The organism is Aliiruegeria lutimaris (assembly GCF_900099935.1).
GTDB classification, from domain to species: Bacteria; Pseudomonadota; Alphaproteobacteria; order Rhodobacterales; family Rhodobacteraceae; genus Tropicimonas; species Tropicimonas lutimaris.
Genome location: NZ_FNEK01000017.1, coordinates 50,295 through 64,152 on the forward strand (window position 1 = coordinate 50,295; position 13,858 = coordinate 64,152).

General features: G+C 64.9%; 10 protein-coding genes. 6 read left to right on the plus strand and 4 right to left on the minus strand.

Annotated features, from left to right (window positions below; genetic code table 11):
- The 5 genes from BLR85_RS10005 to BLR85_RS10025 all read left to right on the plus strand — a co-directional run bounded on the left by BLR85_RS10005 (window position 1) and on the right by BLR85_RS10025 (window position 7,042).
- Entirely contained in the window at window positions 1–768 is a 768-nt protein-coding gene (locus tag BLR85_RS10005; protein ID WP_093154885.1) for an NADH-quinone oxidoreductase subunit B family protein, read from the plus strand.
- Entirely contained in the window at window positions 761–2,050 is a 1,290-nt protein-coding gene (locus BLR85_RS10010) for a Ni/Fe hydrogenase subunit alpha (protein ID WP_093154888.1), read from the plus strand. The genes BLR85_RS10005 and BLR85_RS10010 overlap by 8 nt, the downstream gene beginning before the upstream one ends.
- Window positions 2,043–2,483 (plus strand): hydrogenase maturation protease, encoded by a 441-nt coding sequence (locus BLR85_RS10015; RefSeq protein ID WP_170844521.1) that lies wholly within the window; start codon window positions 2,043–2,045, stop codon window positions 2,481–2,483. Before BLR85_RS10010 ends, BLR85_RS10015 begins: the two co-directional genes overlap by 8 nt.
- Window positions 2,484–2,600: 117 nt before the next feature.
- Window positions 2,601–4,985 (plus strand): phosphoenolpyruvate synthase, encoded by a 2,385-nt coding sequence (ppsA, locus tag BLR85_RS10020; RefSeq protein ID WP_093154894.1) that lies wholly within the window; start codon window positions 2,601–2,603, stop codon window positions 4,983–4,985.
- A 143-nt stretch (window positions 4,986–5,128) separates the two neighbouring features.
- A complete protein-coding gene (locus tag BLR85_RS10025) occupies window positions 5,129–7,042 on the plus strand; it encodes a heavy metal translocating P-type ATPase (RefSeq protein ID WP_093154901.1) in 1,914 nt (637 codons plus the stop codon).
- Window positions 7,043–7,229: 187 nt separating this feature from the next.
- Here BLR85_RS10025 and BLR85_RS10030 read toward each other — a convergent pair whose 3' ends face one another.
- Genes BLR85_RS10030 through BLR85_RS10040 form a run of 3 tightly spaced genes read right to left on the minus strand, consistent with a single transcriptional unit; the run spans window position 7,230 to window position 12,381 of the window.
- On the minus strand, window positions 7,230–8,021 hold the full coding sequence (locus tag BLR85_RS10030; protein ID WP_093154905.1) for an SDR family oxidoreductase: 792 nt from the start codon (window positions 8,019–8,021) through the stop codon (window positions 7,230–7,232).
- 39 nt (window positions 8,022–8,060) lie between these two features.
- Complete coding sequence (locus BLR85_RS10035; RefSeq protein WP_093154908.1) at window positions 8,061–11,222, minus strand: efflux RND transporter permease subunit; 3,162 nt, start codon at window positions 11,220–11,222, stop codon at window positions 8,061–8,063.
- Between the two features lie 4 nt (window positions 11,223–11,226).
- Window positions 11,227–12,381 (minus strand): efflux RND transporter periplasmic adaptor subunit, encoded by a 1,155-nt coding sequence (locus tag BLR85_RS10040; RefSeq protein ID WP_093154911.1) that lies wholly within the window; start codon window positions 12,379–12,381, stop codon window positions 11,227–11,229.
- 368 nt (window positions 12,382–12,749) lie between these two features.
- Between BLR85_RS10040 and BLR85_RS10045 the strand changes: the two genes are divergently transcribed.
- Window positions 12,750–13,010: a hypothetical protein gene (locus tag BLR85_RS10045; protein WP_139188349.1), complete on the plus strand. Its 261-nt coding sequence runs from the start codon at window positions 12,750–12,752 to the stop codon at window positions 13,008–13,010.
- 104 nt (window positions 13,011–13,114) lie between these two features.
- Here BLR85_RS10045 and BLR85_RS10050 read toward each other — a convergent pair whose 3' ends face one another.
- Window positions 13,115–13,834, minus strand: a complete 720-nt coding sequence (locus tag BLR85_RS10050; protein WP_093154917.1) for an RlmE family RNA methyltransferase — start codon at window positions 13,832–13,834, stop codon at window positions 13,115–13,117.
- Between the last annotated feature and the right edge of the window lie 24 nt (window positions 13,835–13,858).

A 13,858-nucleotide genomic window follows, 5' to 3' on the forward strand; every position in this document is an offset into this window, starting at 1 on the left:
ATGGACACCCCGCGCATCGCCGTCTGGAAATTCGCCTCCTGCGATGGCTGCCAACTGAGCCTGCTCGATTGCGAGGAGGAATTACTGGACCTCGTTGGCGCGGTGCATATCGCGCATTTCCTGGAGGCCAGCAGCCGGGTCGAAGGCGGGCCATACGACATTTCCTTCGTAGAGGGCTCGATCACCACCGCGGCGGATGCCGAGCGCATCGAGGCCATTCGCGCGGCCTCCAGGCTGCTCGTCACGATCGGCGCCTGCGCGACAGCCGGCGGGATACAGGCGCTGCGCAACAGCCGCGCGCTCGGGGATCTGGTGCAAGCGGTCTACCCGGCCCCGGATCTCATCAAGGTTCTGGAAACATCGACACCGATTTCCGAGCATGTCACGGTAGACGCCGAACTGCGTGGCTGCCCGGTCTCGCGCCACCAGTTGCTGGAATTCGTCGCCGCCGCGCTGGCCGGACGCAAACCCGATCTGCCCGATGTTTCGCAATGCGCCGAGTGCAAGCGCGCGGGCACGGTCTGCGTGATGGTGGCCCATGGCACCCCCTGCCTCGGACCAGTCACGCGGGCGGGCTGCGGTAATCTGTGCCCCCGCGTCGGGCGGGGCTGCTATGGCTGTTTCGGCCCGGTGGACGGGGCGAATTGCGCGGCGCTCTCGGAGCAGATGCGCAAGCTCGGGCTGGACACGACGGCGATTGCCGCGCTCTATCGGAATTTCAACTCCGGCGCGGCGGCATTCGTCGAGGAGGCGGCGCGGCATGACTGAACGAAAGATCACGGTAAATGCCCTTGCCCGGGTCGAGGGCGAAGGCGCGCTCAATGTCCGCATCCGGGGCGGGGAGGTGGAAATCGTCGAATTCCGGATCTTCGAACCGCCGCGTTTTTTCGAAGGGCTGCTTCAGGGGCGCGACGCAACGGAGGCCCCCGACATCACCAGCCGCATCTGTGGCATCTGCCCGGTTGCCTATATTACCTCGGCCAGCCAGGCGGTCGAGCAGGCCTACGGGGTTGAGATAACGCCCGAAATCGCCGCGCTGCGCCGGCTGATCTATTGCGGCGAGTGGATCCAGAGCCATGTGCTCCACGCCGCCATGCTGCACGCCCCCGATTTCCTTGGGCTGCACGATGTGATCGCCATTTCCGAGCTCGAGCCGGAGCTGGTGACCACGGCACTGCGGCTGAAAAAGCTCGGCAATGACCTGATGGAGGCGATCGGCGGGCGGGCCGTCCACCCGATCAACACCCGGGTCGGCGGCTTCTTCAAGGCGCCCGACAGCGCCGAGATCGCCGCGCTCCTGCCCGAGCTGGAATGGGGCATCGCCGCCGCGCGCGAGATGGCGCTGCGCTTTGCCCGCTTCGATTTCCCCGAGGACGCGGGCGACTACATCTTTGTGGCGCTGGTGCACCCGGAGCATTACCCGATCGAAACCGGCCGGATCGCCACCAGCACCGAGCTCGATATCCCTGTCGATGCCTTCCACGCGCATTTCATGGAGGAACAAGTGGCCCGCTCCATGGCCTTGCATGGCCGGATGCGGGACGGATCGGCCTATATCGTCGGCCCGCTTGCGCGCTACGCGCTGAACCGGGCACGGCTCTCCGAAACCGCCAAACAGACCGCTGGCGAGTGCGGGTTGGCAGAGGTGGAGCGCAACCCGTTCAAGTCGATCCTCGTGCGGATGGTCGAGGTGCAATATGCCTGCGAGGAAGCGCTGCGACTGGCGCGCGCCTATGTGCCGCCCGATCCGCCGTCGATGCCGCTGAGCCCGCGCGCGGGCGTTGGACAGGGCTGCTCGGAAGCGCCGCGCGGTATCTGTCATCACCGCTACGAGATCGACGATGCCGGGCGGATCGTGACGGCCACCATCGTGCCGCCCACCTCGCAGAATCAGCCGCAGATCGAGGCCGACCTCGAACGGGTGATCCGTTCCTCGCTCGCTCTCGACGACGCCGCGCTTCAATGGCGCTGCGAACAGGTGATCCGCAATTACGACCCCTGCATTTCCTGCGCGACGCATTTCCTCAAGCTCTCGGTCGAACGTGGCTGAGGGGCGCCTGCATGTCGGGATCGGCAACCCGCTGCGGCGCGATGACGGCGTCGGGCCGTGGGTCGCGCAGCGCCTGAACCAGACCGGCCTTCGGGCGCGGATCTGGCAAGCCGATGGCGCCGGGTTGATCGACCTCTTCGACACCGAAGCAGCGTTGGTGCTGATCGACGCGACCCGCAGCGGCGCGCCGCCGGGCACGCTCACCCGCTTCGATGCCATGGCCACACCCCTGCCCCGCCCGCTCTTTCACAACTCCACGCACGAATTCGGCCTCGCAGAGGTGGTAGAGATTGCCCGGCGGCTGGGACGGCTTCCCGCAAGGCTGGAGGTGATCGGGATCGAAGGGGCGGATTTCACGCCCGGCAAGGGCCTCTCTACCACGGTTCGGGAAACGGCGCGGCGTCTCGTGTCGGCACTCCGCGAGGCCACCTAAAACTCCGGAATTTTCTTGCCGAAACCGGACATTCCATGACCCCGATCAACGCGCCGCGGGCGCAGAAGGGATAAGCTCCAAGCGGGATAAGTGTGTCGATCTTTGGGAGGATTTTCCATGTACGATACAACAAAAAATCTGGTCTGGTTTGAAGAACTCGGACGCGAGGACGTCCCGCAGGTGGGCGGCAAGAATGCCTCGCTCGGGGAAATGGTGCGCCTGCTTGGCGACAAGGGGATTGCCGTTCCGCCGGGCTTTGCGACCACTTCGGACGCCTATCGGCGCTACATCGGTCATAACAACCTGCAGGCATTCATTGCGGATAGCCTTGACGATCTCGCCCGCGAGCGCATCACCTTGCAGGAGGCCGGGAAACTGATCCGGGCGGAAATCCGCGCCGGGCGTTGGCCAGAGGAGATCGAAGCCGATATCCTCTCTGCCTATCGTGGTCTGGGCGACCGGGTGGGGATTTCCAACCCGGCCGTGGCGGTACGTTCAAGCGCGACGGCAGAGGACCTGCCGGACGCCTCCTTCGCCGGCCAGCAGGAGACCTTCCTGAACGTGCGTGGTGAAGAGGAACTGCTGCGCGCCTGCCGGTATTGCTTTGCCTCGCTCTTCACCGACCGGGCGATTTCCTATCGCACGATCAAGGGGTTCGATCATCTCGCGGTGGCGCTCTCCATCGGCGTGCAACTCATGGTGCGCGCGGACAAGGGCGGATCGGGCGTGATGTTCAGCCTCGACACCGAATCCGGCTTTGACAAGGTGGTTCTGATCAACGCCGCCTGGGGCTTGGGCGAAAACGTGGTCCAGGGCGCGGTCGATCCGGACGAGTACCAGGTCTACAAGCCCTTCCTGGGCCGCCCCGGCATTACGCCGATCATGCACAAGGCGCTCGGGGCCAAGGAGATCAAGATGATCTATGGCGGGGCCACCGGCGCCAAGACGCGCAACGTGGCCTGCTCGCGCAAGGAACAGGCACAGTTCGTGCTCTCGGATGAAGAGATCCTCGAACTTTCCCGGATGGCCTGCACGATCGAAGACCATTACGGCCAGCCGATGGACATGGAATGGGCCCGCGACGGCGAGACCGGCAAGCTCTACATCGTTCAGGCACGGCCGGAGACGGTCCAGTCCCGCGTCGGTGGCGAGGTGCTCAGGTCCTACAGCATGAAGAATGCCGGCGAGAAGCTCCTCGAAGGGCTGAGCGTCGGGCTGTCGGTTGCCGCGGGCGAGGTCTGCCTGATCGAAAGCGCCGCCGATATCGGGCGCTTCGTGGACGGGGCGATCCTCGTCACCTCGATCACGGACCCGGACTGGGTGCCGATCATGAAACGCGCCTCCGCGATCATCACCGATCATGGCGGGCGCACCAGCCACGCCGCCATCGTCAGCCGCGAGCTTGGCCTGCCGGCCATCGTCGGCACCGGCGAGGCGACCCATGTGCTGCATGACGGCCAGATGGTGACAGTGAACTGCGCCGAGGGCGACCGTGGGATGGTCTATGCCGGCAAGGCAGAGATCGAGGTGCAGGAAACCCAGCTCGGTGAGATGGCCGAGACCCGCACCAAGGTGATGCTGAACCTCGCCAACCCGGGCGCGGCCATGCGCTGGTGGCGGCTGCCTGCCGATGGTGTCGGGCTGGCACGGATGGAATTCGTGATCAGCAACGAGATCAAGGTCCACCCGCTAGCGCTGACACGCTACGACCAGCTGAAATCCGACGAGGACAAGGCGGCCATCGACGCGCTGACCCTCGGCTATGAAGACCGCAAGGATTTCTTTGTCGAACGGCTGGCCATGGGGCTCTCCTGCATCGCGGCGCCCTGGTATCCGCACCCCTGCATCGTGCGGATGAGCGATTTCAAGACCAATGAATACGCCGCCCTTCTGGGCGGGGCGCAGTTCGAGCCGGGCGAGGAAAACCCGATGATCGGCTTCCGCGGTGCCTCGCGCTACTACTCGGAGGATTACAAGGACGGCTTCGCGCTGGAATGCCTTGCCCTCAAGCGGCTGCGCGAGGAAATGGGCTTCGACAACGTGCTCGTCATGATCCCCTTCTGCCGCTCGCCCGAGGAGGCCGACAAGGTGCTCGCGGTGATGGCGGAACACGGGCTGGTGCGAGGCGAGAACGGGCTCGAGGTCTATGTCATGTGCGAGATCCCCTCCAACGTGATCGTGGCCGAGGAATTCGCCAAGCGCTTCGACGGCTTCTCCATCGGCTCCAACGACCTGACGCAGCTCACGCTCGGCATCGACCGCGACAGCGCGGGGCTGGCCTACCTGTTCCGCGAACGCGACCCGGCGGTGCTGTGGATGATCGAGACGGTCATTGCCAAGGCCAACGCGGCCGGTGCCAAGATCGGACTTTGCGGACAGGCGCCGAGCAACGATCCGGGTTTCGCCCGCCTGCTCGTGGCCGCCGGGATCGGCTCGATCTCGGTGACACCGGACAGTTTCGTTGCCGTGAAGGCCAATGTGACGGAGGCCGAAGCGGGCTGAGCGCTTCGGCGCGAGGGTGGCCTGAGCACCCCTGAGTAACGGCACGCGCCTTCCGGACGCGGACCCGACAATATGTCCGATGGAGGGCGCATGGCGATCAGGGTAGGACCGCTGCATTTCCATGACAAATCAAGGCGGCCAGCATGTTCGGGATCGACGATGAAGACAGACCGCTGATCCTGACGGGCCTGACGCTTGCGGGCATGCTTCTGGCCGCCATCACGCATTTTCTCTTGCCCTCCGGCCTCGCATGGGGGCCGGTCGCCGAAACCCTCGCGCTCCTTCTCGTCTATGCCGCCGGCGGCGTGCCAGCCGGGATGCGGGCGCTGGAGGCGCTCTGGCGCGAGCACGAGCTGGATATCGACCTGCTGATGGTCGTCGCCGCGCTGGCCGCGGCGGCCGTGGGGGCCGCCTTCGAGGGTGCCGTGCTGCTTGCGCTCTTCAGCCTCTCGACCACGCTGGAGGAACGCGCCATGGGCCGCGCCCGCCGCGCCATCGAGTCCCTGATGGAGCTGCGGCCCGACACCGCCCTGCGCCGGACCGACGCCGGCACCGAGGAGGTTCCGCTGGAGGCGCTCGTTCCCGGCGACGTGGTCATCCTGCGCCCTGGCGCGCGCGTGCCGGTCGATGGCGCGGTCCTCGAGGGCGAAGGCGAGATCGATGAATCCAGCATCACCGGGGAATCGGTGCCCGTCCTGAAAGCCCCCGGCACGCAGGTATTCGAGGCCACGGTGAACCTGAACGGCGTTCTTGCCGTGCGAGTGGACAGGCCGCTTGCGGAAAGCACCGTGGCGCGCATGATCGCCCTCGTCACCGAGGCACAGGCTGCCCGCGCGCCCTCCGAGCAGTTCTCCGACTGGTTCGGCCAGCGTTACACGATCGCGGTGCTTGCAGGCTCGGCGCTCGCCTTTCTGGTCTTCCTGCTGATCGGCAACGACTGGAACGACGCGCTCTATCGCGCCGCAACGCTGCTGGTGGCGGCCAGCCCCTGCGCCATCGTCATCTCGGTTCCCGCCGCGATCCTCTCCGCGCTCTCGGCCTCGGCCCGTGGCGGCGTGCTCTTCAAGGGCGGCGTCGCGCTTGAAACCCTCGCCTCGGTCTCCACCTTCGCCTTCGACAAGACCGGCACCCTGACCACTGGCCGGCAGGAGCTGAGCGGCATCCATTGCACCGGCGACGAAACCGAGTTCCTCGCTCGCCTCGCCGGGCTGGAGGCCCATTCCGAACACCCAGTCGCCGACGCGGTTCGTCGCGCCGCCAGCGAGCGGCAGGTCGCCCCCTTCGAAATCCGCGAAGCCCGCGCGGTACCCGGCGAGGGCATCGTCGGCCTCGATCACCAAGGCGTCGTCTGGGCCGGCAACGAGCGCCTCGCCAACCGCATGGCCAGGCACAGCGCACCGATGGACTGCCCGGCCTTTCTCGCCGCGCTGCACGACACACCGATGACACTGATCCTGATGGGGCGCGGTGCGCGCATCGACGGTGTGGCAATGGTCGCGGACGAGCCGCGCGCCACCACCCGCCCCGGGCTGGATGCGCTGCGCGCGCGCGGTGTCGGCCACCTCGCCATGGTGACCGGGGACCGCCGCGCCGTGGCCGACCGCGTCGGCGCCGAACTCGGTTTCTCGCCTGATGCCATCCACGCCGACCTGCGGCCCGAGGACAAGGTGGAGATCGTCGCCGGATTGACGGAGAAGACTCGCGTAGCCTTTGTCGGCGATGGCGTGAACGATGCCGCCGCCCTTGCCCGCGCCGATGTCGGAATCGCGATGGGAGTTGCGGGCTCCGAGGTTGCCCTGCAGGCCGCGGATGTCGCCCTGCTGTCGGACGACCTGCGGCGCCTGGCGGCTGCGCACAAGTTGGCGCAGCGCGCCGCTCGCATCATCCGCCAGAACCTCATCTTCGCGACCGGCGCCATGATTACCCTGGTCACGGCTGGGCTGTTTTTCCACCTCCCCCTGCCCGTGGCCGTCGTCGGCCACGAGGGCGGCACTGTTCTCGTCGTTCTCAACGGGTTGCGCCTGCTGGCAGACCCGATTCGCCAGGCCGAGAACTAGGCCTTGAATGGCCACGTTGCACGTGCGGACAATCCTGCGGATCGTGCCTCCGGCGGAGGTATTTGAAGAAAGATTAAACGATTACCGCTTCTATCATCTTTCCCAAAATATCCTGGGGGGAGCGCTCGCAAGAGCGCGGGGGGCAAAGCCCCCTGATGCCCTCTGCAGCAGTCTGTAGATCGCGTTGCTATTCGTCGCGTGACGGCGTTGCCGCGGACCCGGCCAGAAGGCCGCCATCAATATTGAACTCGGCACCCGTCATATAGGCCGCGCTGTCGCCGGCCAGCATCAGCGCAAGCGCCGCCACCTCTTCCACCGTTCCGAACCGCCGCAGGGGCGTGTCGGCCACGAGCGCGGCCATGCGGCTTTCCCGGTCCGGGCCATCGCCCAGCATCGGCTCCCACATTGGCGTCAAAATCGCGGCCGGATGGATCGAGTTGCAGCGAATGGCGAGCCCCTGCTCCGCGCAATAGAGGGCCACCGTCTTGGTGTGATTGCGAATAGCCGCCTTGGAGGAGGCATAGGCCGCGGCGCCGGGAATGCCGACCATGCCCGAACGCGAAGAGATATTTATGATCGAGCCCGCTCCGGCCTCCCGCATCGCGGCAATCGCGTAGCGGCAGCCCAGAAACGTGCCGTCCAGGTTGACCCTGTGCACCGCACGCCAATCCTCGAGGCTGGCATGTTCCGGATCCTGCGGCGCGGCGTTTTCCTCAAACCCGGTAACACCGGCATTGTTCACCAGCACATCGATGCGGGGCCAGGCGGCTTTCAGCGCGTCCCAATCGGCCTCGCTGGAGACATCCAGACGTCGGGAACTCCCACCGATCTCAAGGGCGACCTGCTCGGCTGCGTTTTCATCCTTGTCGGTCACCAAGACCTGCGCGCCAGCATCGGCAAAAGCGCGGGCGATGGCTGCGCCGATCCCCCGCCCTGCCCCGGTCACGACGCAGATCTTGCCGGATAGCTCCGAACTCATGCAATGCTCCAAGCTGTTAGTTTTGGGCGAAGCCCGCGCTCAGTCCGGCGCGGACTCGACCGCAATTGGTTCCGTTTCGGGTTTGGGCTTGCCGCCCAACAGGCGCTTCACCGTCTCGCGGGTGTTTTGCAGCACGACGTAAAGCACCGGCACCAGGATCACGCCGAGCACCGTGGCCGCCAGCATGCCGCCGAACACGGCGGTGCCAATGGCCTTTTGGCTGGCAGCCCCCGCGCCGGAAGCCGTCAGCAGAGGCACCACGCCGAGCAGGAAGCTGAGCGCCGTCATCATCACCGCCCGGAAACGCTGATGCGCGGCCTCGACCGCGGCCTCGCGCACCGAAAGCCCCGCGGCCCTTCGCTCCATGGCAAATTCGACGATCAGGATCGCGTTCTTCGCCCCGAGCCCCACCAACATGATCATCCCGATCTGGGTGTAGAGGTTGATGTCGGTGCCCGCCACGACCACGGCCAGCACCGCCCCGAACAGCGCCACCGTGACCGAGAGCAGGATCGCCACCGGCATGGTCCAGCTCTCGTATTGCGCCACGAGGAAGAGATAGCCGAACAGGATCGCCATCATCAGGATCACCTGCACCATGCCAGCCGAGTCGAGCTGCTGCTGCGCGGTTCCGGTCCATTCATAGGCATAGCCCGGCGGCAGGCTCTCGGCGGCGACCTCTTCCAGCACGGTGATCGCATCGCCCGTCGACAGGCCGGCAGCCGGCACGGCGGTGATCGTGGCGGAGCGGAACATGTTGTAGCGGTTGAGCAGCACCGGACCGAGTACGTTCTCGACATCGACCAGCGTGCCAAGCGGCACCATGGCGCCCGTCGTCGAGCGCACATGAAGGTCCGAAATATCCTCGACCTGACGGCGGTAATCGCCATCGGCCTGGATCATCACCCGGTAGACCCGTCCGAACAGGTTGAAGTCGTTCACGTAATAGGAGCCGAGATAGGCCTGCAAGGTCTGGAAGACCTCGGACACCGTCACATCCAGCGTCTTGGCCTTCTCCCGGTCTAGATCGACGAAGACCTGCGGAACATTGGCCCGGAAGGTCGTGTAGGCCTGTGCCAGTTCGGGGCGCTGGTTGGCGGCATAGACCATGCCGCCGAGCGCGGCGGAGAGGTCCTGTGCCGAGCCGCCGCCGGTCTGTTGCACCTTCATTTCCACGCCGGACGAGATTCCAAGACCCGAGATCGGCGGCGGGTTGAAGGCGAGGACCGAGGCCGCGATCTCCTGGTTCGAGATTCCGTATATCTGGGCAAGGATTCCGTCCGCCCTCAGTTCGGGCGTCTGGCGCTCCTCCCAGGGTTCGAGGTTGACGATGATCATCGCGCCATTGGAACCCGAGCCGTTGAGCAGACTGAAACCGTTCACCAGCACGGTTCCCGAAACACCGGGGATCTCCCGGATCAGGCCGTCGATACGCTCGGTCACCCCCTGCGTGCGTTCCAGCGAAGCCGCATCGGGCAATTGCACATCGACGAAGAGCGAACCGTTATCCTCGATCGGGATGAAGCCCTTGGGCGTGGTCGCAAAGATCGAACCCATGACCATGACCACTGCCACAATGGCGACGATGCTGAGCAGCGCCACGCGCACGAAGCGCTTGACGACTGCGGTATAACCGTTGCGCACCCCACTGATCGACCGCTCGAACACCGCCAGCAGGCCCTTGGCCTCGCCCCTGCGCGGCTTGAGCACGATGGCGCAAAGCGCGGGCGAAAGGGTCAGCGCGTTGATCGAGGAGATGACCACGGCGGTCGAGATGGTGACCGCGAATTGCGAATAGAGTTGTCCGGTGATGCCCGGCATGAACGTCACCGGCACGAAGACCGCCAGCAGCACCAGCGTCGTCGCGATGACCGGGCCGGTGATCTGGCCCATGGCCTTGGCGGTGGCCTCGGCGGCCGGCAGCCCCTCCTCCGCGATCAGGCGCTCCACGTTCTCGACCACGACGATGGCGTCATCCACCACGATACCGATAGCAAGCACCAGCGCGAAGAGCGACACGGTGTTGAGCGACATGTCGAAGGCAAGCAGGAAGGCGAATGTGCCGATCAGCGAGACCGGGATCGCCACCATGGGGATAATCGTCGCCCGCCAGCTTCCGAGGAAGATGAACACGACCGACATCACCAGTGCGAAGGTCAGGATCAGGGTCGAGACCACGTCGTTGAGCGAAGCCTCGACGAAATCGGTCGAGTTGTAGGGCACTTCGTATTCAACATCGTCGGGGAATACGCGGCTCAGCCGCTCCAGCTCGCTCAGCACCTTTTGCGAGACCGCCAGCGCGTTCTCTCCCGGCGCCTGGTAAACGGCCAGCACGGTCGCCGGCTGGCCGCTATAGCGCCCCGAGGCGTTGTAATAGTTGGCGCCCAGCTCGACCCGCGCGACATCCTTCACCCGGACGATGGCGCCCGAAGCGCCGGTGCGCACGACGATATTCTCGAACTCCTCGACCGATGCCAGACGGCCCTTGGAGGTGATCGTGTATTGGAATTGCTGCCCTTCCGGCACCGGCGGTGAGCCGATCTGGCCGGCCGAGACCTCCAGGTTCTGCTCGCGGATCGCGCTGATCAGGTCGCCCGGCGTCACGCCGAGGCTGGCCATCCGGTTCGGGTCCATCCACATCCGCATCGCATAGGCGAAATCGGTCAGAACATTGGCCTCACCGACACCCTGGATCCGCGACAGCGCGTCCTTGATGTTGATCGAGGCATAGTTGGACAGGAACACTTCGTCATAAGTGCCATTGGGCGACACGAGCGTCGCCACCAGCAGCATGTTGGTGGAGCTTTTCCGGGTCACGACACCGCGCGCGGTCACCTCTGTGGGAAGCTGGGCGGTGGCCTGCGCCACCCGGTTCTGCACGTTGACCGAGGCGATATCCGGGTTGGTCCCGACCTCGAAGGTAACCGCCAGAGAGTAGGAGCCGGTGGCCGAGCTGTCCGACGACATGTAGAGCATGTCGTCCACCCCGTTCACCTGCGCCTCGATGGGCGCGGCCACGGTGTTTTCGACCGTCTCGGCCGTCGCGCCGGTATAGGTTGCCGACACGCGCACCACGGGGGGCGTGATATTGGGAAACTGTTCGACCGGCAGCACCGCATAGGCGATCAGGCCCATGATGGTCAGGACAGTCGAAATCACGATGGCCGTCTTCGGACGGCGAATGAATACCGTGGAGATCATCGGCTCAGTTTCCCGATTGCCCGGAGGTTTGTTCCGACGGCACGCCCGCTGTGACCGCCTCGACCTTTGCGCCGGCGCGGACCCGCTGCAGCCCCTCGACGATCACCATTTCGCCTTCGCGGGCGCCGTCCTGGACAACCATCGCGGTACCGACCTGGCGTCCGAGCGTCACGTAGCGCTGTTCGACCCGCTGGTCCGGGGTCACGATCAGCACGAAATCGCCGCGCTGGTCGCGCTGCAGCGCGGCCTGCGGCACGAGGATCTTTGTTTCCGGCTTCAGCGCCTGGATCGAGACATCGACAAAGGAGCCATCGACAATCAGGCCGCGCTCGTTCGGGAACTCGGCCCGGAGCGCGATGGTGCCCGTGGCCGGGTCGATCCGGTTGTCAACGAGCACGATCTTGCCCGGCTCCTCCAGCCACGTGCCGTTGGGAAGGGTCACGAAGACATCCGGCGTCTTGTTCGAGTCCTTCAGTTCGTGCACCTCGGCCTGAATCTGTTCCAGCACGTCCAGAAGCTGCTTTTCGGTCAGGGAAAAGGAAACCTGCATCGGCCGCTCGCGCACCAGCGTCACCAGCGGCTGCGTTGTCGGCCCGACCAGGTCGCCCACGGAGGTGCTGACCACGCCGATACGGCCTGCGAAGGGCGCGCTGATGCTGGTGTAGCTCAGGTCAAGTTCGGCCGAGCGGATTGCGGCCTCGGCGGCCTGGACCGCTGCTTCCGCGACCTTCTCGTTGGCCCGCGCGACATCTTCCTCGCTCTGCGGTGAGGCGTTGCGCCGGACCAGTTCGCTCTTGCGCGCAAGCTCGATGCCCGCCAGCTCGAGATTGGCCTGCGCACGCGCCAGATCGGCCTGCCGGGCTTGCAAGGTCGCCTCGTAGCCGTCCGGCTCGATCTGGAACAGGGCTTCGCCCTGCTCTACCGGCGCGCCGTCGGCCACCATCACATCCTTCAGATACCCGCTGACCCGGGCCACGATATCAACTTTGTCCATGGCCTGACCAAGACCGATGAACTTCGCCTCGTCGATCAGGTCCTCGGTGTAGACCGCGGAAACTGCAACTTTGACGGCAGTCTCTTCCGACTGCGCCCAGGCGGCACCGGTCAGCATGAAAGCGGTCAGGAATCCGGTCATAAAGCGATGTTTTTTCAGCAGCATCGAAACAATTTCCCTGCATGTACAAATGAGGCCGTTTTCAGACCCTTACTTCTTTCATAGCCATTTCCGCACAGGGAACAACGGAAGATATCCGCGTTGACGAAGGGTTCCAAAGGCCGAACGAAATCGTCGCAGTTCGAAAGACGCAAACGCGATAGGCCATCTGGGCAAGCGGTCGCCGTGCGCACAGCAAGGAGGCAGAGAGCGAAGCGCGTTTCCTGTTTATCGTGCGATTTCGTGCTTTTCCGCGACGAAAACGCCTGCGCGAGGCCGCCAACGCGCACAGCATCGCACGCATTAACCTGAACGAAACGGGAACGGCCGCACGGTCGGCTGAAATGCCCCCGATACAGCTCCGAGTCGCAGACATGCGTACCCTTTTTTGCTCTCCGTTCTTCCAGCTAATCCTGCTGTTGCGCCATGTTTGGCTGCGCATGCTCACCGGCCTCGTCGTCGGTCATGCCCCCAAACAGGTTCGGTCGAGGATCTGCGCGCTCCCACTTCTGGATCAAGCCCTTCTTGTCGGGGCCAGCATGCTCGGGCTGGCGCTGGCCAGCATGCTCTTTGCCGAAGCAGGACCAGGAGGCCCAGCGGCAATGTGGATCGCCCTCTACCTGGTTTGCCGCTGAACGGACTCACACAAGATCAGGATTTGCGTGCGCGTTATATTTTTTTACGTGGTGGCAAAGCCGACTGACCCTCAAAGGCGATCCAGTGTCTTTCCCGAAACGCCTCAGGCATCTTCCTCCGTCTCGCCGCGAAAGCCAGTGGCAACCACGAATTTCTCCGATGAATCCGCCCGGCTTGCGGGTGGTTTCACATTCACCACCTTGGTGAAACGTTGCTTCAGAAGCTTCTGGAGATCGCCCTCCGCCCCTCCTGCCAGAACCTTGGCAACGAAGGTCCCCCCGGGCGCAAGAACATCGAATGCCAGGTCGGCCGCCGCCTCGCACAGCGCCATGATCCGTATATGGTCCGTCTGCTTGTGGCCCGAGGAGGACGCGGCCATGTCGGACATGACAACATCCGCCTGCCCGCCAAGCCATGCCTTCACCTTGTCATCCGCACCTTCTTCAAGAAAATCGAGCACGTGCAATTCGGCCCCGGCAATCGCTTCCACTTCCTGCAGGTCGACCCCAAGCACGGTGCCAATCGCCTTGCCAGATTTCTCGCCAAGCGCATTGACGCGCTTGACCGCGACCTGGCACCAGCCGCCCGGCGCACAGCCGAGATCCACCACCCGCGCCCCGGGCACAAGGAAGCGAAACTTGTCGTCCAGTTCCAGGATCTTGAAGGCCGCACGCCCGCGATACCCCTCACGCCTGGCCTGCACCACGTAGGGATCGTTCAATTGCCGCTCCAGCCAAAGGGTGGAACTGAGCTTTCGGCCGCGGGCCGTCTTCACCTTCACGCGCAGATCACGTTGGCCGCGCCCGCTTGTCTTTTTTGCCATGCCTCGCCTCTTGCGTCTTCGGCA

Bases quoted from the DNA above. Each gene is read 5' to 3' on its own strand.
- BLR85_RS10005 (WP_093154885.1), top strand. From the start codon at position 1: ATGGACACCCCGCGCATCGCCGTCTGGAAATTCGCCTCCTGCGATGGC.
- BLR85_RS10035 (WP_093154908.1), bottom strand. From the start codon at position 11,222: ATGATCTCCACGGTATTCATTCGCCGTCCGAAGACGGCCATCGTGATT.
- BLR85_RS10010 (WP_093154888.1), top strand. From the start codon at position 761: ATGACTGAACGAAAGATCACGGTAAATGCCCTTGCCCGGGTCGAGGGC.
- ppsA (WP_093154894.1), top strand. From the start codon at position 2,601: ATGTACGATACAACAAAAAATCTGGTCTGGTTTGAAGAACTCGGACGC.
- BLR85_RS10050 (WP_093154917.1), bottom strand. From the start codon at position 13,834: ATGGCAAAAAAGACAAGCGGGCGCGGCCAACGTGATCTGCGCGTGAAG.
- BLR85_RS10030 (WP_093154905.1), bottom strand. From the start codon at position 8,021: ATGAGTTCGGAGCTATCCGGCAAGATCTGCGTCGTGACCGGGGCAGGG.
- BLR85_RS10040 (WP_093154911.1), bottom strand. From the start codon at position 12,381: ATGCTGCTGAAAAAACATCGCTTTATGACCGGATTCCTGACCGCTTTC.
- BLR85_RS10025 (WP_093154901.1), top strand. From the start codon at position 5,129: ATGTTCGGGATCGACGATGAAGACAGACCGCTGATCCTGACGGGCCTG.
- BLR85_RS10045 (WP_139188349.1), top strand. From the start codon at position 12,750: ATGCGTACCCTTTTTTGCTCTCCGTTCTTCCAGCTAATCCTGCTGTTG.